This is a genomic window from Niallia sp. Marseille-Q9988, from assembly GCF_976954375.1.
Window position 1 is genome coordinate 483,953 of sequence record NZ_CDRJSZ010000004.1, and the last position, 21,820, is coordinate 505,772.

Below are 21,820 nucleotides of genomic sequence, written 5' to 3' on the forward strand. Positions count from 1 at the left end.
CAAACGTTACAGAGGAATACATCGAAAATGTAATCTTCTGCTGAAATCTAAAAATACACAAGATTTATAATTTTCCTTTTAGTATTACATAAAATTCCTTTATAATAGATTAAATAAGTAAACGAGCGGTTGTTTCCTTTTTAGGGAGAAAATTTAGTTAATCATTCTTATAAAAAAAAATAAATTTTCAAAAGAATGTTAAACACCCCTTGTAAAAAAAGGAATCAAACACTATAATGTCTACTATACAAAGACAGTTGTTCTCGTAAAAAGAACATCAACGGGAGGAAGCAGATGGAGACAATCTCAATTGGACTACTCGGATTAGGAACTGTTGGATCGGGCGTTGTGAAAATTATCGAAAATCATCAGGATAAAATTATGCATCAGGTTGGCTGTCCGGTGAAAGTAAAAAAAATTCTAGTCAAAAATATCAATAAGGAGAGAGATGTAGAGGTAAAAGACATCCTCCTAACAGTGGAAGCAAATGATATTTTGGATGATCCTGAAATAGATGTGGTAATTGAAGTAATGGGTGGGATAGAAGATACAAGGAACATCTTGCTCAAGGCACTAAAAAATAAAAAGCAAGTAGTCACAGCAAATAAAGATTTAATGGCTGTACATGGAGCAGCGCTTTTGCAGGCAGCTTCCCAGAATAATTGTGACTTATTTTATGAAGCCAGTGTTGCTGGGGGAATTCCTATACTAAGGGGATTAGTTGATGGATTAGCTTCTGATCGAATCATCAAAATGATGGGAATCGTGAACGGTACAACTAATTTTATTCTAACGAAAATGAGTCAACAGCAAAGACCATATAGTGATGTCTTATTAGAAGCACAAAAATTAGGTTTCGCAGAAAGTGATCCAACCTCAGATGTAGAAGGATTGGACGCTGCTAGAAAAATGACGATTTTAGCTACACTAGGCTTTTCCATGAATATAGGATTAGAAGATGTGAAGGTAGAAGGAATTACCAATGTAACAGATGAAGATATTCAGTATGGAAAGCAGCTGGGATACACAATGAAGCTCATTGGTATCGCTCAAAGGCAGGAAGAAAAAGTCGAGGTAAGTGTACAGCCGACCTTTATCGTAGACAGTCACCCATTAGCATCTGTTAATAATGAATATAACGCTGTATATGTTTATGGAGAAGCTGTAGGAGAAACGATGTTTTATGGTCCAGGTGCTGGAAGCTTACCTACTGCAACAGCAGTTGTGTCGGATTTAGTTAATGTCTTAAAAAATATGAGATTGGGTGTAAACGGAAAGGGAGCAATTGCTCCACAATTTAAAAAGAAGTTAAAAGATCCAGATGAAAGATTTTCAAAGTATTTCTTGCGTCTGCAAGTAGAGGATGAGGTTGGTGTATTTGCAGAAATTACCTCCATCTTCTCTCAACATGGAGTCAGTTTTGAGAAGATTCTCCAATTACCAGTGAAGGAAAAAGGGCTGGCGGAAATCGTCCTAGTTACACATCATGCTTCTTTATTAAACTATGAAAATATATTATTAGAATTAAGGGATTTAAGATCTGTCCGAACAGTCAAAAGTTCATACCGAGTTGAGGGAGGTACAAAGTAATGAGATGGAAAGGCCTTTTAGAAGAATATAAAGAATATTTGCCAATAAATGAATCAACACCGATGTTAACATTAAATGAAGGAAATACGCCATTAATTAAGCTAGATAAGTTGTCGGAAGAGTGGGGCGTAGAGCTTTATGTTAAAACAGAAGGAACGAATCCTACTGGGTCTTTTAAAGACAGAGGAATGGTAATGGCTGTTGCAAAGGCTAAAGAAGAAGGTAACTCAACAGTAATCTGTGCTTCTACTGGTAATACATCGGCAGCAGCTGCAGCATATGCTACTCGTGCAGGAATGCGTTGTATCGTAGTTATTCCTGAAGGGAAAATCGCGATGGGTAAACTTGCGCAAGCGGTAATGTATGGTGCAGAAATTATCGCTATTGAAGGGAATTTTGACCAAGCCTTACAAATGGTTCGAAAAATTAGTGAAACAGAGCCGGTTGCACTAGTGAATTCTGTTAATCCATATCGTTTAGAAGGTCAAAAAACGGCAGCCTTTGAAGTGTGTGATCAATTGGGAGGAGCTCCAGACATATTGGCAATCCCAGTTGGAAACGCAGGGAATATTAGTGCATATTGGAAAGGATTTAAAGAATATCATCAAGTAAAGCAAACAGGGCTTCCGAAAATTCATGGCTTCGAGGCAGCAGGAGCGGCCGCGATTGTTCATAACCGTGTTTTTGAAAATCCAGAAACAATTGCTACCGCGATTCGCATTGGTAATCCGGCAAGCTGGAAGTTAGCTGTTCAAGCACAGCAAGAATCAAAGGGGATTATTGATGAAGTAACAGATGAAGAAATAGTAGCTGCTTATCGTACAATAGCAGCTAAAGAAGGTGTGTTTGCTGAGCCAGGTTCCTGTGCATCCATTGCTGGTGTGTATAAGCATATTCAAAGTGGAAAAATTCCAAAAGGAAGTAAAATTGTCGCTATTCTTACAGGAAATGGCTTAAAGGATCCAAATACAGCTATTGATGTTAGTCCAATAAAACCAGTAGTTCTACCAAATGATGAGAAGGCTGTTGCGAACCATATCAAAGGAGTCGTTCATATATGAACGAAGGCGAAATGCTATTTATTAAAGTGCCAGCAAGTACGGCTAACTTAGGCCCAGGCTTTGATAGTATTGGCTTAGCGTTAAATTTATATCTAACATTAGAAGTAGTCCGAAGTGATTGTTGGGAGGTTATTCCGTTAACGGATGAACTAAAGGAATTTCCTCAAGATGAAAGAAATTTCATTGTTAAAACAGCTATCGAGGTTGCAGAATCATTTCAAACTATTCTTTCACCCTGCGAGATTAAAGTTGCTAGTAATATCCCTCTAGCAAGGGGCTTAGGATCGAGCGCATCGGCCATTGTAGCGGGAATTGAACTTGCGGATCAAGTTGGAGACTTACGCTTGACGAAACAAGAAAAGTTTGAAATTGCATCTAAAATGGAAGGACATCCAGATAATGTAGGAGCAAGCCTTTTTGGTGGTTTAGTAATAGGGTGTCAATTAGGGGAAGAAGTAGATGCAGAAACGATCCACTCCATCGATTTGGAAGTGTTGGCGGTTATTCCAGAGGAAGAACTGTTAACAAAATCTTCACGGGGCGTATTGCCGAGTACTCTATCTTTCGGCGAAGCTGTTTCTGCAGGTGCAATATCTAATTTACTAGTTGCAGCCCTGTTGTCAGGTAATCTAGAGCTTGCAGGGAAGATGATGAAGAAGGACAAGTACCATCAGCCTTATAGAAAAGAACTTGTTCCACATTTGCAAATATTGGAGGAGCAAGCCTATGAGCTTGGTGCTTATGGTGTTGCTCTAAGCGGTGCAGGGCCGACTGTGCTATGCTTTGTAAGACCTGGAGAAATGAATGCTTTAATTGAGGGTTTAACCCCGTTATTACCTGAAATGTGCTTTCTGCCATTGGAAATAGACAAGGAAGGCAGTCTTTGTACCGGGGCTATTGTAACAGATGCTTAATAAAATAATGTAAGCAAAAGAAAAGAGGATGCAGCTTACTGCATCCTCTTGCTACTTCTCCATATTGTAAAGATTAAAATACTTGCTCTACTTCATAAATTCCTGGAACTTCTTCTAATAAAGCACGTTCAATACCAGCCTTTAAAGTAATGGTAGAGCTTGGGCAGCTTCCGCATGCGCCAAGTAAGCGCAGTTTAACAATGCCGTCCTCTACATCAACTAATTCACAGTCTCCGCCATCTCTTAAAAGGAATGGACGTAATTTATCGAGTACTTCTTGTACTTGTTCTTTCATTTCTAATTCTTGCATACATATCGACTCCTTTCCTATTATTTATTATAATCACATTAGGATGAAAAATCTATAATCAAGAAACATGAATTGATAAACAAAAAATGGATTTATTTAAAACAATACGATAACAGTAAAAGAAGAAATAGACAGTTAGGGAGGGAATCTTTTGAAAAAAGAGATTGAAGTAAGTATTTATGGGGCAGATCAAATTTGTGCGAGCTGTGTTAATCTGCCATCTTCAAAAGACACGTATGAGTGGCTTCAAGCAGCATTGAGCAGAAAGTTTCCAGAACAAACCTTTCAAATTAATTATTATGATATATTTCAAGCAAATTATGAAGAAGAAAAAAATGAATTTTGTCGGAAGATAATAGAGGAAGACTTATTTTATCCAGTCGTCGTCGTCGAGGGAGAAATAGTTGGAGAAGGAAATCCTAAGTTAAAGATAATTTATGCAGAATTTGAGAAATATGGATATACGAGCATATAGACGAAAGGGAAGGAGAGTCGTTTTTGAAATGTGATAATGAATAGAGTGTATCAATCAAAAACAGCTCTCCTTTATAATCGGCTATTTTGCTTTTTTTATTTTATCCTTCCAAAGGACACCACGCTTTATTAAACGTGGAATTCTTCCAGTTAGTGCGGTTTTGGCGATAAGTCCAAAGCCGTCTTTTTTTCCTAAAGAGCCTAGTACACCTTTTAGCTTGATAGGAGGCATATGATACGGAAGCAATTTACCTTGCCATTTAGAAATGAGAACAAAGGCAATTTGCTCTGCCTGTCCTCGAGCAAGCTGTGCACTAGGAGGATGATTTAAACTAGCACAATCTCCTACAACAAATACATGTTCATTACTTGGAAGGTGATGATATTTGGAGAGAAAAATTCTTCCTTTCTTATCCTTTTCTACGTCTAACGCACGTACAATTTTATTTGGCTGGATTCCTGCAGTCCATACGATACAGTCAAAAGGCATGGGGCTTCCGTGATTATAAACAATATTCTCTTCGATGCGAGTAATTTCACTGTTTTTATAAACGCTAACTTTTTTTGTCTCAAACCATCGTTCAACATAATTTCTTACCTTTTTTGGATAGGCGGATAAAATGGCATTTCCTCGATCAAATAATGCTATTTGTAGCTTTTTGCTTTCTGCTAGCTCGGCAGCTAATTCAACACCACTTAGCCCACCGCCGATAATTGCCACTTTTCCATTATCGGGCAAGCCTTGAAGATGTTTATGTGTATGTTTAGACTTGCTAATTGTTTGAATACTATGTGTGTATTTATCTGCTCCCTCCACTTGATGATAATCGTCTTCACAGCCAAGCCCAATAATTAGATCATTATATGCAATTGGATTTCCATCAGATAACCATACCTTATTTTTTTCCAAATCAATTTTTTCAACTTCTGCTTGTATAATACTGACTTGAGGGTGTTTAGGAAAAGGAATTTGTAGGCTTTGATCTTGAACAGTTCCAGCAGCAATAGCGTAATATTCCGTTTTAAGAAAATGAAAAGGAACTTTATCTATTAATATGACCATTAGATTATATGGTAAATGGGGTATTATGGAGGATAAAAGTTGCATTCCACCATACCCACCGCCTAATATTACTAATTTTTTCATTCTTTCCCCCCTTAACCATTATCGGTATCTATTGTATGAAATAGTTCATTAAAGTCGGAGCTGTCTCCTTATATAGTATATTAAAGGGTTAGGACGGTTTATTCATATTTACAGAAGGAAAATGACTTTTCCCTTTGCAGTTCATCATGTTTGCAGCACTATATTTCAAAAATTTTTTTCTTATTGGATAATTGGACATTCTTTGCTTTAGCTACACGAAAACCTAGTATAATTGTAAGAAAGAGGTGAGCTAAATGTTTAAACCACTAATTGAATTCTGCCTCAGCAACCTTGCATCTGGGGCAATGGAAGCAAAGGAAATTCTTGAGCAGGATGATTCTTTAGATGTAATTAATTATGGCTGCTTAGGTTACTGTGGACATTGCGGGGAGTCATGCTTTGCTTTGGTAGATGGAGAAATAATAAAAGGGGAAGATTCACAAGATCTTGTGAAAAAGGTATATCAGTATTTAGCGGAGCACCCATTTGCATAAAAAATCTATCAGTGAGTAAGTGGTAACAGATTCCACTGATAGATATGATTTCATATGAAGGTTTTTTGGCTGTCACGCATTTCCTGCCAGCTCTCTTTAGCTAGCTTCACAATTTGTGTTTCAACGGTCCTATTCTGCTGTTCGATTACTTTCGAATAAAACTTAGTAGCTTTCTCTAAATTATTTGTACGCTTTGAAAGATCTGCTATTAAATAAATAGACCTTAGTTCAGATACTTTGGTACCTTGGTAATCACCAATGGAATAGGAAGTTTCATATTCTGATAATGCAAGGTTAATAAAACGGATTTCCTGTTCTGTATTATTTAGCATGCGATAATGCCATGCAATGCGGAGATATAGACCAGCGACGGTAATATGTTTTTCCTTTCGTACAGAAGCACAATAAGCAGCTAATTTATATGTTTTAATACTATCCTCTATACTCCGTTCCTTATCAAATGAATGTGGAATCCAGTGGGAACTAACTTTTTCAATAAGTGCCATCTTGCTTTCTTGTGCAAAATAACGACTGGAGTCATCACTGTAAGAGAAACCACAAGCTGGGCACACATTTATGTAATAAAGGAGTGGATTATGCTCATCATAGATAGGAAAGAAATCTGAATCCATTTTATTCAATTTAACAAATCTTGTACGCAATTTCTTTGTAGTAAACTTAGTTTGGCAAAGTAAACAAGTGCATTGTTTGTCAAATAATGGTTTGATCTTATTCAAGCGTCTCCCTCCTTTATTGATAGGTATAATTTCATGTTGTATATATCCTAATTATACATCTGTTTAAGTATTTTTTCCTATATAAATATTATAAATAGGTACATAGTCCCTGTTTGTGTGTGAAGGAAAGCAAATAAAGGAGAAAAGATATTATTACCAATCTTTTACTCCGTTTCATTCAGTTGAGTAGTTTTAAATGGAGGTATATAATAGAAAATAATAAAAGGACGAAAGGAGAATGTACAGTGACAGAAGAAATCGTACACATTACAGAAGCCGCTGCTCTTCAAATAAAAGAAATGATGAAGGAAAATGAGGAAGAAAATTCTTATTTAAGAGTAGCAGTAAAAGGTGGAGGCTGCAGTGGATTATCTTATGGAATGGGCTTCTCACCGGAAAAAGAAGAAAATGACCAATTGTTTGAGCAATTTGGTATTCGTGTATTAGTAGATCAAAATGATGGTCCAATCTTAAAGGGTACAAAAATCGATTACAAGCAATCCCTGATGGGTGGAGGCTTCACCATCGACAATCCTAATGCGATTGCCTCATGTGGTTGTGGGTCATCTTTCCGTACAGCGAAAGTGGCTGGGACACCTGAGGAATGCTAATATAAAATAAAAAAACATCACTATATCAGGATTGAAACCAACAGTTAGAGGGATCATGAATGATTAGTGGTGTTTTTTTAATTTCTAGATAGATAAATAAAAGACTGAGTGTAATCACATTCCTTTTCAGAAAGGGAACGATTATCATCAGTCTTTAAATAATTCTTCTTTTTACTTAAATAATGAAGTACTATGAAGCGGCTGTACTCGTGCCTTTGGATCCATATATGTTTTCGCATTATTGACAGCTGTAGGTGCTTCGCCAAATCCAGTAGCGATCAATTTAACTTTTCCATCATATGTGCAGATGTCACCAGCTGCATAAATCCCTGGAATATTTGTTTCCATTTTGCTGTTAACAACAATAGAGTTCTTTTGAATGTCAAAGCCCCATTCTTTAATTGGACCTAAAGAAGAAACAAATCCGTAGTTTACGATGACTGCATCTACATCAATAATTTCTTTTTCTTGTGTAGTTACATTCTCAAGAATAACTTGTTTAATCTCCTCATCTCCAACTAATTCAGACGGAATATAAGGTGTTTTAATGTTAACTTTTGAATTTTTAAGATTTTCTACACTATGCTCATGTGCACGGAATTTATCACGTCTATGTGCTAAATAAACTGTATCAGCAATGGGCTCTAGCATTAATGCCCAATCTACAGCAGAATCTCCACCGCCAAATACCATTACTTTTTTACCTGCAAATTGATTTAAGTCATTGATGAAGTAATAAAGGTTTTTTCCTTCAAAATCTTTCGCTTGCTCCAATTCTAATTTACGAGGCTGAAATGCTCCATTTCCAGCAGTAATAATAATGGTTTTGGAATAATGGACTTCCTTATCTGTAGTGATTTTGAATACACCATCCCCTTGCTTTTCAACCGTTTGAACAGCTTGTTCCAACACAATGGACTGCTCAAATTTTTTCATTTGCTCTTCTAAATTATCTACTAACTCTTGGGCGCGAATTTTTGGGAAGCCCGCAATATCGTATATATATTTTTCAGGATAGAGCGCTGTCAGCTGGCCGCCAAGTGTAGGGAGACTTTCGATAATCTTAACGGTTGCTTGTCTCATCCCTCCATAGAAAGCAGTGAACATTCCAACTGGCCCACCACCAATAACTGTTATATCATAAATGGTTTGGTTTTCTTCCAATTTTCTAAAACCCTCCTACAAAAAGATTCAATCTACAAGCTATCATATCATAATGATTATGATTTCTCACTTTTTTAAACTTAGATTTTTTAGTAATCTAGGTCCATACTTTTCCTTTTTATTAATAGAAAAATTACTATAATTTTTTTATTCCGTTATGCTCTATTCATTTTGATTAGTGGTACAAATATAAAAAATTTTAGTGTTTAAGAGAGTTAAGCACCTAGTTTTTTAGCTTTTTTTGGTATTTTACTAGGAGAAAAGTTACTCTTTTTAACTATTTATGAATAAATTCTTTGAATATGGGAAATGAATAGTTTTGGGAGGAGTGAAAAATATGAATTTTTATAAAAGGTTTTTTAGAAGAGTAGGAATGGTGCTACTTTTTATGGCAGCTCTACTAACTACATTTCAGTCAATATCAGGTGTTAAGGCAAGTGCGATAAATTTTAGTAATAATAATTATGAACAATCAGAGGCAAGCGAGACGAACGGTCAGTTTGATCATACAATTAAGCAAATTGGGGTAGCATTAAAGAGTTTTAAAAAAGCATTGGTGGAGAAAACACAAATCTCCTCCAGTAAAGAGGTTGCGGGGAAGCCACCATTGTTGGAAAATATGAAAGATTGGTCACAATATCCAACAAGGCGAGTTGTAGCGACTGGTTATACGGCTGGATATGAATCAACTGGGAAGAACCCAGGTCACCCCCAATTTGGGATTACGTATTCAGGTGTAAAAGTAAAAAGAGATTTATATAGTACCATTGCAGCAGATACAAGTGTATTTCCGATTGGGACAATTCTTTTCATCCCTGATTATGGATTTGGAGTAGTTGCTGATACTGGTTCAGCAATTAATGGAAATAAAGTAGATTTATACTATGAAACAGTACAAGATGTCTATAGCCAATGGGGAAAGAAAACACTAGATGTATACATAGTAGAAATGGGTAAAGGTAAATTAACAGAAGAGACATTAAGTGCATTGAATGAAGAAGAATCGATGCAAGTATTCCGTCAACAGTATACGAAGGCAGAAAATAAATAAGCAAAATACATCACACATAATCCAAAAGGATGTCCTAAAAAGACAGTATTCCAAGCAAATGTACATAACTTGTTTGGAATACTGCCTCTAAGGCATCCTTTTTTATATAATTACTTTTATAAGTAGGAGCTGTTAATAAATAAGCATATGTAATAGCAGCGTTAATAAGATGCCCGTTATTCCTCCGAAAAACACCTCTATAGGTTTATGTCCCAATAATTCTTTTAATTCTTTTCTTTTCTCTTGTTCTGGTTTGTTTTGCCATCCCTTTGCATCATTTAAAAATTTATTAAAATCGTTTACTAAGCGATTTAAAACGATTGCTTGTTCCCCTGCTTGCCTTCTTACACCAGTAGCATCAAACATGGTGATAATGGCAAAAATCGCTGCAACAGCAAAAATCGGTGAATCCAATCCTGTTTGAAGAGCAATAGCAGTTGAAAGGGCAGTTACAGCAGCTGAATGAGAGCTTGGCATGCCTCCAGTACTAGTTAACAGAGACCAATCAATTTTTTTGGTAACAAAAAAAGTAATCGGTACTTTGACAAATTGTGCGAAAAAAATTGCAATTAGGCTCGCAAATAAAGGGAAGTTAGCTAGTAATTCCATAAATAACACCTCATCATTTCTGTTGTAGAATCTGTACTTTTAGTATGTATACCTTATTTAACGCATTACTAATCTTTCATATAAGGAATATTAATGGAAATAAGGAGGTAGACAGTGGAGCATAGAAAATAGAGAGTGGAATGATTTTTTTCTGTTTTTTCTGAGCGATTGAGAGAAGAAAATGCAATTCCATTTTTAAAATTATTGAGGACAGCATTATCCTTGCTTCTAAGGAATGTTTCCACTTATCTTATTATAACATAACCAAATATCGTGCTTTCTACTTAAAATTGAAAAAAACCCGTTAATATTTTAAAGATTGGATGGAAGAAAAGTAATTAGGTATACGAAATGTTGTATAAATTCGTTATAATAAAGGAAGAAATAGAATGGAGGAATGGAAATATGTTTTCTTATCACAAAGAATGGGATTTTCAAAATAATCATGAAAGTATTATTGTCGGCCTGTTTGACAAATCTATTAAATTAGAAGGAAAGCTTCAGCAATTAGATGATTTTTTTGATGGAGAGTTAACCAATCTAGTAAAAGATGGAGATCTTTCAGCAAAGAAAAAATCCATTACTGTTATACATACTTTTGGAAAAATTGGAGCAAAACGAATTGTTTTTGTTGGATTAGGAAAAGAAAAAGAGCTTTCTTTTGACGAACTTAAAGAAATATTTGGGGCAACATTTAAACGTATTACAAAAGAAAAATGGGTGGAAACGGCCATTTATTTAGATTCCTTTGTTACGGAAGAAAATGAAGCAGAGGATGTTGCTCATGCATCTAGTGAGGCATTTGGTCTAGCAACCTATGAATTTGTCGGCTATAAGCAAAAGTCAAATGAGCCAGAAAAGAAGATAGAGGAAATAACGGTATATAGCAACGCGGAAGAAGAGGCGGTTTCGGCAGCACTTACAGTAGGGTATGTGTATGGACAGGCGACAAACTCAGCACGTACACTCGTTAATCTACCAGGCAATATGTTAAAAGCTACAGATTTAGCTAATTATGCATTAGAATTAGCAGGAAAATATGGATTTGAAGCAGAAATTTTAGAAAAAGAAGATATGCTAAAGCTTGGTATGGGTGCACTCCTTGCAGTTAACCAAGGTTCAACAGAGCCACCTAAAATGATTGTGCTGAAATACCAGGGAAAAGAAAAGTGGGAAGATGTAATAGGCTTAGTAGGAAAAGGAATCACTTTTGATACAGGCGGCTATTCTATCAAGACAAAAACAGGTATTGTCGGTATGAAAACAGATATGGGTGGAGCAGCAGCTGTCCTTGGTGCAATGGAAGTTATTGGTGAACTAAGACCAGAACAAAATGTTGTTGCAGTAATTCCATCGACTGATAATATGATAAGCGGCCATGCGTTTAAACCAGATGATGTCATTACATCGATGAGTGGAAAAACGATAGAAGTATTAAATACAGATGCAGAAGGACGCTTAGTTTTAGCAGATGCAGTAACCTATGCGAAACATCATGGCGCTAATTATCTTGTTGATGTTGCAACCCTCACTGGTGGTGTAATTACGGCACTAGGTATGGAAACAACAGGGGCAATGACGAACAATGAATCTTTATTTGAAAAAGTGTTAGAAGCTTCTTATGAAGCTGGAGAGCAAATGTGGAGACTACCTATATTTGAAAGCCATAAAAAATTGGTACGTAATAGTCCAATAGCTGATTTAAATAATTCACCAGGAGGTGCTGGCCATGCGATTATGGGTGGCGCATTTATTGGCGAATTTGCAGAAGAAACTCCATGGGTACATTTAGATATTGCTGGAACTTCTACACAAAGTAAAGCAACAGATTTAGGCCAGCCAGGTGCAACTGGTGCAATGACAAGAACCCTTGCGCTATTTGTAGAAAGATTTGAAAGTACGAAATAACAATAGCAAAATAAAAATAAGCAGCAAAAGAACCCCGTCCATTTTTAGTGAGGGGGTTCTTGGCTTATAATTAAATGGGAGTACTATGAATTCTAAGCCAATTTTCCATTGGTTCTGGCATATGTGAATGTGCAACGAGACCTGCATGACCTCCTTCAAATAAAACAAAGGATTTATCTTTGCTTGAGACAAGATTCATGATTGGTTCACAGAGGGAACTTGGAACAAGGGGATCATTCTTTGTTGAAAATACGAGAAGATTGGATTCGATTTTTGATAAATTAACTTCTTCTCCATGAATGGTTAATCCACCCTCAATCATTTTATTGTCCCTTACAAAGTCGTTCATAAGTTGCTTAAGTGTTGCTCCGGCAACTGGAATGTGATCCAGTGTCCATTTATTCATCCTTGCCCATTTTTCCGTGTAGTTTTTCTCCCCAGAGCGATTTAGAAGAGCTAAATAATGACTAAAGGACACAGGTGCCACAAGCAGCCTAGTCCCGTATTTTACCGATTCTGGAGGAATAACTCCCATTTTATCAATAAGTTTATCAAAGTGTAATTCCTCTTCGCGAAGTGCTTTTAGCCAATTATCGTAATCTGGAAAAGCAGAAAAATCGATTGGAGAAACGGCAAGGACGAGATTTTTTATATTAGCATTATCTAATGCGGAGAATATAGTAGCAAGTGTACCTCCTAGACAAAAGCCAATGACGGTGAAGGAATCTGAGTCTGCATGTCGCATTGCCCGATTGAATCCTGGTTGAATATACTTTGTTATATAATCATCAATTGTTAGATGGCGATCTTCATATGCTGGTATCCCAAAATCGATTAAATATGCATCATATCCTGCATTATTAAATGCCTCAATTAAACTCATGGAAGGGCCTAAGTCGAGAATATATGGTTTATTGACAATAGAATAAATAAGATAGATAGATTCTTTGAATTTTCTTTTTTTGGAAGGGTAGTACCATAATGTCGCTTTATTTTTTTTCCATATTGCATACCTTTCTGTTTGTCCAACAACTGGGTCATATGATAATGTATGAATAAAATTTGCTAGATTTTTTTTTGCCATAATTATATCGCCTGATTAGGAAAAGTGGAGTGGCTGATTTCATCTTTTTGTAATTCTAATTGTTGTTTTGCTTGTGATAATTCATATTGCAGTGTGGAAATTCTTTGTTCTTGTTCTGTCATTTTATTTGATAACTGTAAGGAATAATCATCGGATGGACTAAAGCTTAATTGCTCTATTAATTGCTTTACTTCTCTCATCATATTAGTCAATTCATACAATTGATCATCAAGATTATCAATTTTCTCTTCTGATTGAATAATTAATTGGGTAGCATTTGCTAAATCTGTTTTGGTAGGAAGATTGATATAATTACTTAATTGTTCTGAGTAGTTTTGAATCTGATCAAGCTTGTTTGTTAATGGGTTTGTTTTTGTACTTGTAAAATCAATGATAGACATTTGATTTAAACTATTTTTGATTCGGTTATTTATCCGATATTGCAGTAGGTTTCCACCTTTTTTTAATAACTCATAAAAGTCGATTGTAACATGAGCCATTTTCTTATCCCTCTTTCTTTTCTTTTTTTGAACATCTACAGAAGCTTTTTACAGTATGGAAGAAAGTCCACCATCAATAGCGATAATTTGTCCAGTGATATAATTAGATGCTTCTCCTGATAAAAGAAGAATGATTCCGTCTAAATCATTTAGTTTACCTAAACGTCCTGCTGGAATTTTTGCACTAATTTGCTTTTTATGATTTTCGAATACTGTCGTTATTTTTGTTGGAAAAAATCCTGGGGCAATCGCATTTACTTGAATATTGTATGGTGCTAATTTAATTGCTAATTCTTTTGTTAACGTAATAAGAGCCCCTTTACTAGTGTTATATGCTATCGCGTCTAATAGCTGTGGTGGTGTCCCGCTAAATGCCGTAACAGAGGAAATATTAATGATTTTTCCGTGGTTTTGTTCTGCCATTTTTTTAGCGACTGCCTGTGAAAATAAAAAAGTCCCTTTAACATTTACATCGAGTACATTGTCCCATTTGTCCTCAGGGTAATCTAAAAAAGGCGCAATCCAAGAAGTGCCACTGTTATTAACTAAGATATCAATTGTTCCGAATTTCTCGATTGTTTTACTAATAACCTGTTCAATATCCTCTTTTTGGGAAACATCGCAAGACAGGGCTAACACATTAATTCCTTTATCCTGTAATTTAGCAGCTGTTTTTGCACATTGCTCTACATTTCTAGAACAAATGACGATATTTGCCCCTGCATTTCCTAATGTGTCTGCCATTTGTTCTCCTAACCCACGACTACCTCCAGTAATGATTGCTGTTTGATTCATTAAATCAAATAGTGAATTCATTTTATTTACCATTCCTCCTGCTACATCTATTCCATATAGTATAGACAAGCAATGTCCTAAGGGTGAATAAATTGATGGATTTACCTATGCCTAACCTGTATCTCACTTTAAATGTTCGTCTACATGATTTAGTTAAATTAGAGAGAATTCATGTTAGAAGAAATTTAGCTGTTAAAGGCAATAGCCCAGTCCAAAAAGGGGACATTCGCATAGAAAATAGAGTAGAGAGAAAAAAGTATAAAGAGAGTGGAGGTAATTGCGAATGATGCACGGTTATCCATATCGATATCAATATCCGCAACAAGATTCAAGAGTTTGGTTTGCAGCACCATTTGTGGGTGGCTTATTAGGAGGAGTTCTAGGAGGAGCTTTAGTAAGACCTAGACCGTTCTATGGTCCAGTACCATATGGACCTGTTCCGTATGGACCAGTGCCTTATGGACCGTATCCTTATTACTAAAAAGCAAATTTGAAATTTTATACATGTTTGTAAAGACGATTTAGTGTGACCTGGTTTTTGATTCTTTCAGTCTGCACCTATAAGCAGTCTGAAAGAATCCATTAGCAAAAATTTTTTACCGCCATCTTAATTGAACAGATAAAAAGCAGCAATTGGGAGGATTATTTTTGTGATCAAAGTTTAATGTTAAGCCATCTGGATTATAGGAAATTTTAGGTGTTTCCTTCATACCAATAGATTTAAATAATTGTTCCATTGTATCTGTTTTAGATAATTGGGCTGCACTCATTATGTTTTTAGAGAATTCGTAGGAATTAGCTAACTGCTTTATACAGGCTTCGGCATCGGATAAAAGATTTAATGTGTCTTTAGCAGAATCAATAAACTTAGCAGGATTTACTTCAGGAAATTCACGAAAATAGATAGGATAATGAAGATATGGATGGAATGCTGCAGGAGTATACGTATTGCGGTGATAAAAAAGGGCTTGGTACATACTGGACATTCCTTTCGTACAGAATAATCAATCATTTCACTTCTTAAAGCCTATTCTTAATAGAAGTAAAATATGTATCGAGAGAAAAATAAAGACTTGAGATCATTTACAGGTTAAAATAACCGTTCATGATTTCAAGTCTTTATATAGTCTTTTCTTATATTCATGGGAATCATGGTATAATTAAATGCCTGTTCCCTATGGATAAGTCAATCATGGATTAAGCCTTGCTTCCTGTATCTTAGGAAAGCTAATTCCACGCCATACGTCTTACTTAAAAGTTGTGGCGGTGTTCGATTAGGTCAATTGTTCCGAGCACGATGTGGGCTAGTCCAAAACCGAACACTGTATTGGAGATCATCGAATCAATTTTTCGATTTTGCTTCATTACCATTCCGGCTGTTGTAACAGCTGTTCCAAGGACAGTAGGGATTAATCCTTCACGAATATGCGTCATTTTGTGGCACTCCTCTAATGGATTTGGTCCTAAGAAAGGACTTGATTATTATTCGCTATTAGTTCATTGTTTACCCTATCCTAAGCAACAGTTAGTAATGGGAAATGATGGACTCATTTTTCCCTTGCGGCTGCCTCTTTTGCCTGTTTTAAATCATCTCTAATTGTTACATCCGCCATTGGTATTTTACTATTATATGCAGCACGAATAATAAGCTGTCCTGCAACTGGAGAAGTTAAGAAAATAAAAGCAATCGCAAGAATTAAGCGAGAATTAAAAATTTGTTCTGCCTGAAAAAAATAAAGACATACACCAAGAAGGATACACATTACCCCTAGAGTTGCTGATTTGGACGCTGCATGGCTTCTTGTGTAAACATCTGGAAGGCGCAATACTCCAATGCTTGCAACAAGGCTTAACAGGGCTCCAAGGAGAATAAGAACAGCGATAATAATGTTAATGATTGTCTCGGTCATTTTCGATAATTTCTCCTTTCTCTAGATACTTAGAAAAAGCTACTGTCCCGATAAAAGCTAAAATACCTATGAGAAGAATAACTTCCAAAAAGGCTGACGTTTTTAATACTACTGATAAAATAGCAGTAATAGCTACTAGGTTTATTCCGATTGCATCAAGAGCAACCACTCTATCAGGAGTGGTTGGTCCCTTTACAACCCGATAAATAAATAAAATGGTTGAGATAGAGACGATAAATAAGGATATGTTCATGATAGTTTGGAACATTAAATACTCACCTCTTGTATGGCTTTTTCAAAGTTATGTTTGATACTACTAATCGTTGCCTCTTTATCACTAATATCCATGGCATGAATATAGAGAATTTTATTATCCTCTGAAATATCCACTACAAGTGTTCCAGGTGTTAGGGTAATTAGATTACAAAGTACAGTTATTTCCCAATCCTTCGTTAATTCCGTTTCCAATGCAAAAATTCCCGGTGTTACCTTCAGCTTTGGCTGTAGAATAACCTTTAATACTTCAATATTAGAAAGGATTAGCTCTCTCAAGAAGATACCTAAAAGCTTTAAAATGGAGACAACCCGGTATAAATAAAACTTATCTGAGAAAAATCTTCTTGTAATATAGATAAGAATCAAGCCAATTATGAACCCGATTAGAAACGTATCTGGAGCGAAGGAGCCTTTCAGAAACATCCAAATAAAACTGATAAGAAAATTTAATAATAATTGAAATGCCATCGTTATCACTCCTTTAATACAGCATGTATATAGTTTTCAGGCTGAAGCAGATTCTCAGCAGCTAAAGAAATATAGGGTGAAAGCACCTCTGCCCCAATTCCGATAAAGACAGAAAGAAGAACTAGTATACAGCCGGGTAATAAAAGTGTTCTTACAGGCTTTTTCATCACATTATCTGATTCTTCTCCCCAAAACCCTTTTACAAATATTTTAATGACAGAAAGTAATACAAAGAGACTTGATAGAACGACAATAAAGCTTCCAATATAATTACTTGCTTCAAATGCTCCTTGTATAATAAGTAATTTTCCGACAAAGCCACTTAGTGGTGGAATCCCTGCTAGACCTAGTGCTGCAAGGAAAAAGGTCCAAGCTAGGAGAGGATATTTTTTCATTAACCCGCCCATGTACTTTAAATTGCTAGTACCAGTAATATAAATCATGACGCCAATTAATAAGAAGAGAGCTCCTTTTATAATCATGTCATGTAAAAGATAAAAAATGGATCCGGTAAGGGAAACAGCATTAAAGGTGGAGAATCCAAACAAGATTACCCCAATTGCAGTAACGATATTATAGATAATTATTTTTTTTACGTCGTTATAAGCAATAGATCCAATAGCCCCTAAAATTATGGTTATAAGGGAAAGAATGCCTAATAGCGAAAAGACGTAAGAATCTTCGTAAAAGAATAAGGAGTAAGTTCGGACAATGGAATAGACTCCTACCTTTGTTAATAATGCTCCAAATAATGCAAGAATAGGAATTGGCGCTGCATTATAAGAGCCGGGAAGCCAGAAAAATAATGGAAAAATAGCTCCTTTTAATCCGAATACGATTAGAAAAAGGACAGCAATTACTGTTAATATTCCAGCTCCTCCTATTTCGCTAATGCGCTCTGAGATAAAAGCCATATTTAATGTACCCACGACAGAATAAAGGTAGGCAACAGCTATAACAAAGAGTGCAGATGCAACAACATTTACAATTATATATTTTACTGTTTCTCTTAACTGGACTTTTGTGTTTCCAAGAACGAGTAGTACATAGGAAGCCATTAACATTACTTCAAAGAATACAAATAGATTAAAGATATCGCCAGTTGAGAACGCACCAATAACGCCAACTAAAAGAAATTGAATAATGGAGTAATAAAAGTAAGATTCCCTTTCTCTCTCCATTCCTTTAAAGGAATAAATGATGCAACAAAATGCAATAATGTTTGTAGTTAGCACAAGTAGTGCAGATACCATATCTGAAACAATGGTTATTCCAAAAGGAGCATCCCAATTACTCAAATTTACTGTTTGAATTCCAGCATTTTTAATTTGTTCAATCATAGATAATGTAACAATAATGGAAACACTAATGCTTAATAAGGAAAAAATGCGTTGTAAAATGATTTTCTTATAGAAGAAAATCAAAATAATTCCCGTTAATAAAGGAATTAAAATTGGAAATAGAATTAAATTACTCATACTTTTTCCCTCTCAATTTCTCCATATTATCTGTCCCTAATTCTTGATAAGTTCTGTAAGCAAGCACTAATAAGAAAGAAGTAACACCAAAGCTAATAACTATGGCTGTTAATATTAACGCTTGAGGTAAGGGATCAGCATAACTTTCTGCGTGCTGTCCCAATAGAGGGGCAGCACCCTTTTTAAGTCCACCCATTGTTAATAATAATAAATGAACCCCATGACTAAGAAGTCCTGTTCCAATAATAATGCGCAATAGGCTCTTAGAAAGAATTAAATAAGTCGCACACATAAACAAAATTCCGATTATAAATGCCATTAAGAATTCCATTAGTCATCCTCTCCAATCGTTTGAATAATGGTCATTGTAACGCCTACTACTACTAAAAAAACACCGAGATCAAATAACGCAGCAGTATGAAGAGACGTTTCTCCTAATAAAGGCAAATGCGCATGTTTATTAAAAAAATGCGTTAAAAATGGTTTGTTAAATAATACGGCAATCATACCTGTTAAGGTACTTATTAACAGGCCAATTGCAGTAACATAGATAAAATTTATCGGGAAGATTTTCTTCACAAATTTTATATCATAAGTAATAAGTAATAGAACGATTGCTCCACTTGCCATTAATCCACCTATAAATCCTCCACCTGGTGTATAATGCCCAGCAAAAAAGAGATCAACAGAGTATAGGAGTATCAGAAAAACAATGACTTTTGTGATGGTTTGTAAAACTAAATTATTTATTTTCATTTTTCTTTCCCCCCATTCTCAAGGTTATCATGGAATAAATACCAATTGCAGCAATGGAAAGCACCGCTATTTCAAAGAGCGTATCAAATCCCCTGAAATCAACTAAGATTACATTTACCATATTTTCTCCTGCCGCTTTTAAATACGTATTTTCCACATAATATTGAGAAATGGAATCGAATAGTTTTGTGCTATAGGAAGCAATTGCAATAAGCATAATAACGAGTCCTACTAACACAGAAATTACTGCATTGGACAATTTAAAAGGAATACTTTCTTTTTTTCGTGCGTTCCGTGGTAAATGATAAAAACATAGTAAAAATAAGGCGACTGATACTGTTTCAATTACCAATTGTGTCAATGCAAGATCTGGTGCCCGAAATACTACATAGAATAAAGAAACCGTATATCCGACTGCACCTAAAAGAATAATGGAAGTTAACCGTGATTTAGAGAACAAAATAGAAATAGCTGAAACAACAAGAACAAGTGACAAAACTACTTCATAGCCTCCAATTGGCGCAAGTCGAAGCGTATCAATTGTAAATCCATCCTTTGCAAATAAAGTATAGGATAGGATAAGGATAAAAAAGGTGAAGATATAAAATAAATAGGTTCGAAGGGAACCAGTCATATATCTGTTTGTCATCCTACTAAATAGATTTTCTGTTTCCCCAAATAATTTATCATATATCGAATTCCATATAACAGGAATAGATTGATAAATAACAGCCCATTTTCTAACAGTTAAATAAAGGATTGTCCCAAATACAATGACACCAATCGTCATAAATAGTTCTGGTTCGAAACCATGCCAATGATAGATATGAAGATCATATACGCCTCCGCCATAAATGGAAGTTATAGCAGGAGATAGAATGGTATTTGCTAGTAACCCTGGGAACAGTCCGAATACTAGAACAAGAGATACTAATACAATTGGTGAAATTAGCATACCCATTGGTGCTTCATGTGGCTTAGTAGATAATTTTTCCGGTTGATATCTCCCTGTAAAGGTTTTAAAGACTAGAATCATACTATACACGAATGTAAAGATGCTACCGATCCATGCGATAATGGGTAACAGAACTCCCCAAGTATCTAATTGAAACATATTGAATTCACGAATGTTCAACATGCTCGCAAAAAACATCTCCTTGCTTAGAAATCCGTTAAATGGAGGAATTCCAGCCATGGATAACGAGCCAATCAAAGCAATGGCAAATGTGATTGGCATTATTTTCATTAGTCCACCTAAACGACGAATATCTCTTGTCCCGGTTTCATGATCAACAATACCAACCATCATAAACAAACTACCTTTAAATGTGGCATGGTTGACAAGATGGAAGACTGCCGCTGCCGTTGCAACATAATAAACACTATCATTATTATAATGTGCTCCAGCAGCACCAATTCCTAATAAAGACATAATCATACCAAGCTGACTAATTGTTGAATAGGCAAGAAGTCCTTTTAAGTCCACTTGCTTTACAGCAAAGAATGAACCGTACAAAAGGGTGATAATCCCGACAAGTGATACAATCCAAATCCAATAACCAGAAACTGCAAATACAGGGCTTAAGCGTGCTACAAGATATATCCCAGCCTTTACCATCGTAGCGGAGTGCAAGTAGCTGCTGACTGGAGTTGGAGCTTCCATGGCGTCTGGTAGCCAAATGTGGAATGGGAATTGTGCAGATTTTGTAAAAGCACCAAGTAAGATACAAATCATAGCCAATATGAATAACGGATGGGAAATGATAGATTCTTGTTGGACGATAGTAATAATTTCTGAAATGGTAAATGACCCGGTCATAATATAAAGCAGGATTATTCCAGCTAATAAAGAAAGTCCTCCAAATACCGTAATTGCCATTGATTTAATAGCCCCATAACGAGAATTACTTCGATTATTCCAAAAACCGATTAGAAGAAAAGAAGAAATACTTGTAATTTCCCAGAACATATACAGAGCAATTAAATTATCTGATAATACAACTCCAAGCATAGCCCCCATAAATAAGAGAAGATACACGTAGAATTGATTAATCTTTTCTTTGTTTTTATCCAAATAATAGATGGAATAAAGAATGACAAGTGCGCCAATTCCAGATATTAAAAGAGAAAATAGCATTCCAAGACCATCTAATTTTACTGAAAAGTCAATACCTAATGATGGAATCCATGCAATCGATTCTGTTTTTGCCTGTAAATTGGACGTCGCTCCAATATTGCTACAGAAATAAATAAACAGTAGAATGGGCAGTGGTAATATAAACCATCCCGTATGTACTTTTTTCATCAATTTATATGCAATAGGAATCAATAGAGTGTATAAAAATGGTGAAAGTACAACCCAGTGAAGAATAGACAAATTAAACCCTCCTTAAACAAAATCTAAATAAAATGACTTTGAAAATGAATGAACATGATAAAGTATAACGCAAAAAAAACCGCTATGCACATAGGAAACTTGAAAA

At 35.5% G+C, this 21,820-nt stretch carries 27 protein-coding genes; 10 read left to right on the forward strand and 17 right to left on the reverse strand.

Features of this window, described 5'->3' with window-relative positions; translation table 11 throughout:
- Positions 1-294 precede the first annotated feature (294 nt).
- Genes ACWNMZ_RS09280 through thrB form a run of 3 tightly spaced genes read left to right on the forward strand, consistent with a single transcriptional unit; the run spans position 295 to position 3,565 of the window.
- The gene (locus tag ACWNMZ_RS09280) at positions 295-1,590 is read left to right on the forward strand and encodes a homoserine dehydrogenase (protein WP_048718488.1); all 1,296 of its coding nucleotides are present in this window, start codon (positions 295-297) and stop codon (positions 1,588-1,590) included.
- Positions 1,590-2,651, forward strand: coding sequence for a threonine synthase (gene thrC, locus ACWNMZ_RS09285; RefSeq protein ID WP_048718486.1), 1,062 nt, complete (start codon positions 1,590-1,592; stop codon positions 2,649-2,651). Before ACWNMZ_RS09280 ends, thrC begins: the two co-directional genes overlap by 1 nt.
- On the forward strand, positions 2,648-3,565 hold the full coding sequence (gene thrB / locus ACWNMZ_RS09290) for a homoserine kinase (protein WP_048718484.1): 918 nt from the start codon (positions 2,648-2,650) through the stop codon (positions 3,563-3,565). Before thrC ends, thrB begins: the two co-directional genes overlap by 4 nt.
- Positions 3,566-3,638: 73 nt before the next feature.
- Here the strand turns inward: thrB and ACWNMZ_RS09295 are convergent, their stop codons facing one another.
- Positions 3,639-3,875 carry a NifU family protein gene (locus tag ACWNMZ_RS09295; RefSeq protein WP_048718482.1) on the reverse strand — a complete coding sequence of 79 codons (237 nt, stop codon included), beginning with the start codon at positions 3,873-3,875 and terminating at the stop codon, positions 3,639-3,641.
- 151 nt (positions 3,876-4,026) lie between these two features.
- Between ACWNMZ_RS09295 and ACWNMZ_RS09300 the strand changes: the two genes are divergently transcribed.
- A complete protein-coding gene (locus ACWNMZ_RS09300) occupies positions 4,027-4,350 on the forward strand; it encodes a DUF1462 family protein (protein WP_048718480.1) in 324 nt (107 codons plus the stop codon).
- Positions 4,351-4,431: 81 nt separating this feature from the next.
- Here the strand turns inward: ACWNMZ_RS09300 and ACWNMZ_RS09305 are convergent, their stop codons facing one another.
- A complete protein-coding gene (locus tag ACWNMZ_RS09305; RefSeq protein ID WP_031536913.1) occupies positions 4,432-5,496 on the reverse strand; it encodes an NAD(P)/FAD-dependent oxidoreductase in 1,065 nt (354 codons plus the stop codon).
- A 254-nt stretch (positions 5,497-5,750) separates the two neighbouring features.
- Between ACWNMZ_RS09305 and ACWNMZ_RS09310 the strand changes: the two genes are divergently transcribed.
- Positions 5,751-5,990, forward strand: coding sequence for a DUF1450 domain-containing protein (locus ACWNMZ_RS09310; RefSeq protein WP_441994027.1), 240 nt, complete (start codon positions 5,751-5,753; stop codon positions 5,988-5,990).
- A 50-nt stretch (positions 5,991-6,040) separates the two neighbouring features.
- Here ACWNMZ_RS09310 and ACWNMZ_RS09315 read toward each other — a convergent pair whose 3' ends face one another.
- The gene (locus tag ACWNMZ_RS09315) at positions 6,041-6,727 is read right to left on the reverse strand and encodes a DUF2225 domain-containing protein (RefSeq protein ID WP_449598602.1); all 687 of its coding nucleotides are present in this window, start codon (positions 6,725-6,727) and stop codon (positions 6,041-6,043) included.
- Positions 6,728-6,972: 245 nt separating this feature from the next.
- On the opposite strand from ACWNMZ_RS09315, the gene ACWNMZ_RS09320 reads away from it, so the two are divergent.
- Positions 6,973-7,338, forward strand: a complete 366-nt coding sequence (locus ACWNMZ_RS09320; protein WP_031536916.1) for a HesB/IscA family protein — start codon at positions 6,973-6,975, stop codon at positions 7,336-7,338.
- A gap of 171 nt (positions 7,339-7,509) precedes the next feature.
- On the opposite strand, the gene ACWNMZ_RS09325 is transcribed toward ACWNMZ_RS09320, so the two are convergent.
- On the reverse strand, positions 7,510-8,502 hold the full coding sequence (locus ACWNMZ_RS09325; protein WP_031536917.1) for an NAD(P)/FAD-dependent oxidoreductase: 993 nt from the start codon (positions 8,500-8,502) through the stop codon (positions 7,510-7,512).
- Between the two features lie 337 nt (positions 8,503-8,839).
- On the opposite strand from ACWNMZ_RS09325, the gene ACWNMZ_RS09330 reads away from it, so the two are divergent.
- On the forward strand, positions 8,840-9,553 hold the full coding sequence (locus tag ACWNMZ_RS09330; RefSeq protein WP_031536918.1) for a 3D domain-containing protein: 714 nt from the start codon (positions 8,840-8,842) through the stop codon (positions 9,551-9,553).
- Positions 9,554-9,685: 132 nt separating this feature from the next.
- Here the strand turns inward: ACWNMZ_RS09330 and ACWNMZ_RS09335 are convergent, their stop codons facing one another.
- Complete coding sequence (locus tag ACWNMZ_RS09335; RefSeq protein WP_031536919.1) at positions 9,686-10,162, reverse strand: divergent PAP2 family protein; 477 nt, start codon at positions 10,160-10,162, stop codon at positions 9,686-9,688.
- Between the two features lie 405 nt (positions 10,163-10,567).
- Between ACWNMZ_RS09335 and ACWNMZ_RS09340 the strand changes: the two genes are divergently transcribed.
- Complete coding sequence (locus tag ACWNMZ_RS09340) at positions 10,568-12,070, forward strand: leucyl aminopeptidase (RefSeq protein ID WP_449598603.1); 1,503 nt, start codon at positions 10,568-10,570, stop codon at positions 12,068-12,070.
- A 70-nt stretch (positions 12,071-12,140) separates the two neighbouring features.
- Here the strand turns inward: ACWNMZ_RS09340 and ACWNMZ_RS09345 are convergent, their stop codons facing one another.
- Genes ACWNMZ_RS09345 through ACWNMZ_RS09355 form a run of 3 tightly spaced genes read right to left on the reverse strand, consistent with a single transcriptional unit; the run spans position 12,141 to position 14,470 of the window.
- Complete coding sequence (locus tag ACWNMZ_RS09345) at positions 12,141-13,154, reverse strand: alpha/beta fold hydrolase (protein ID WP_031536921.1); 1,014 nt, start codon at positions 13,152-13,154, stop codon at positions 12,141-12,143.
- Positions 13,155-13,156: 2 nt separating this feature from the next.
- The gene (locus ACWNMZ_RS09350; RefSeq protein WP_031536922.1) at positions 13,157-13,654 is read right to left on the reverse strand and encodes a hypothetical protein; all 498 of its coding nucleotides are present in this window, start codon (positions 13,652-13,654) and stop codon (positions 13,157-13,159) included.
- Between the two features lie 48 nt (positions 13,655-13,702).
- Complete coding sequence (locus ACWNMZ_RS09355) at positions 13,703-14,470, reverse strand: glucose 1-dehydrogenase (protein ID WP_284561404.1); 768 nt, start codon at positions 14,468-14,470, stop codon at positions 13,703-13,705.
- 74 nt (positions 14,471-14,544) lie between these two features.
- Here ACWNMZ_RS09355 and ACWNMZ_RS09360 point away from each other — a divergent pair, with 74 nt between their 5' ends.
- Positions 14,545-14,736, forward strand: coding sequence for a hypothetical protein (locus ACWNMZ_RS09360; RefSeq protein ID WP_031536924.1), 192 nt, complete (start codon positions 14,545-14,547; stop codon positions 14,734-14,736).
- On the forward strand, positions 14,733-14,930 hold the full coding sequence (locus tag ACWNMZ_RS09365; RefSeq protein WP_031536925.1) for a hypothetical protein: 198 nt from the start codon (positions 14,733-14,735) through the stop codon (positions 14,928-14,930). Before ACWNMZ_RS09360 ends, ACWNMZ_RS09365 begins: the two co-directional genes overlap by 4 nt.
- Before the next feature lie 115 nt (positions 14,931-15,045).
- On the opposite strand, the gene ACWNMZ_RS09370 is transcribed toward ACWNMZ_RS09365, so the two are convergent.
- The 9 genes from ACWNMZ_RS09370 to ACWNMZ_RS09410 all read right to left on the reverse strand — a co-directional run bounded on the left by ACWNMZ_RS09370 (position 15,046) and on the right by ACWNMZ_RS09410 (position 21,714).
- Positions 15,046-15,426, reverse strand: a complete 381-nt coding sequence (locus ACWNMZ_RS09370) for a hypothetical protein (RefSeq protein WP_048718477.1) — start codon at positions 15,424-15,426, stop codon at positions 15,046-15,048.
- Between the two features lie 274 nt (positions 15,427-15,700).
- Positions 15,701-15,883, reverse strand: a complete 183-nt coding sequence (locus tag ACWNMZ_RS09375) for a hypothetical protein (protein WP_031536927.1) — start codon at positions 15,881-15,883, stop codon at positions 15,701-15,703.
- A gap of 113 nt (positions 15,884-15,996) precedes the next feature.
- On the reverse strand, positions 15,997-16,359 hold the full coding sequence (gene mnhG / locus ACWNMZ_RS09380; protein ID WP_031536928.1) for a monovalent cation/H(+) antiporter subunit G: 363 nt from the start codon (positions 16,357-16,359) through the stop codon (positions 15,997-15,999).
- Complete coding sequence (locus ACWNMZ_RS09385; RefSeq protein WP_031536929.1) at positions 16,340-16,627, reverse strand: Na(+)/H(+) antiporter subunit F1; 288 nt, start codon at positions 16,625-16,627, stop codon at positions 16,340-16,342. The genes mnhG and ACWNMZ_RS09385 overlap by 20 nt, the downstream gene beginning before the upstream one ends.
- Entirely contained in the window at positions 16,627-17,103 is a 477-nt protein-coding gene (locus ACWNMZ_RS09390) for a Na+/H+ antiporter subunit E (RefSeq protein ID WP_031536930.1), read from the reverse strand. The genes ACWNMZ_RS09385 and ACWNMZ_RS09390 overlap by 1 nt, the downstream gene beginning before the upstream one ends.
- Before the next feature lie 5 nt (positions 17,104-17,108).
- Positions 17,109-18,581, reverse strand: a complete 1,473-nt coding sequence (locus ACWNMZ_RS09395) for a Na+/H+ antiporter subunit D (protein ID WP_031536931.1) — start codon at positions 18,579-18,581, stop codon at positions 17,109-17,111.
- Positions 18,574-18,912: a Na(+)/H(+) antiporter subunit C gene (locus tag ACWNMZ_RS09400; RefSeq protein WP_031536932.1), complete on the reverse strand. Its 339-nt coding sequence runs from the start codon at positions 18,910-18,912 to the stop codon at positions 18,574-18,576. Before ACWNMZ_RS09400 ends, ACWNMZ_RS09395 begins: the two co-directional genes overlap by 8 nt.
- Positions 18,912-19,337 carry a Na(+)/H(+) antiporter subunit B gene (locus ACWNMZ_RS09405; RefSeq protein ID WP_031536933.1) on the reverse strand — a complete coding sequence of 142 codons (426 nt, stop codon included), beginning with the start codon at positions 19,335-19,337 and terminating at the stop codon, positions 18,912-18,914. Before ACWNMZ_RS09405 ends, ACWNMZ_RS09400 begins: the two co-directional genes overlap by 1 nt.
- A complete protein-coding gene (locus tag ACWNMZ_RS09410) occupies positions 19,324-21,714 on the reverse strand; it encodes a Na+/H+ antiporter subunit A (protein ID WP_031536934.1) in 2,391 nt (796 codons plus the stop codon). The genes ACWNMZ_RS09405 and ACWNMZ_RS09410 overlap by 14 nt, the downstream gene beginning before the upstream one ends.
- Positions 21,715-21,820 lie beyond the last annotated feature (106 nt).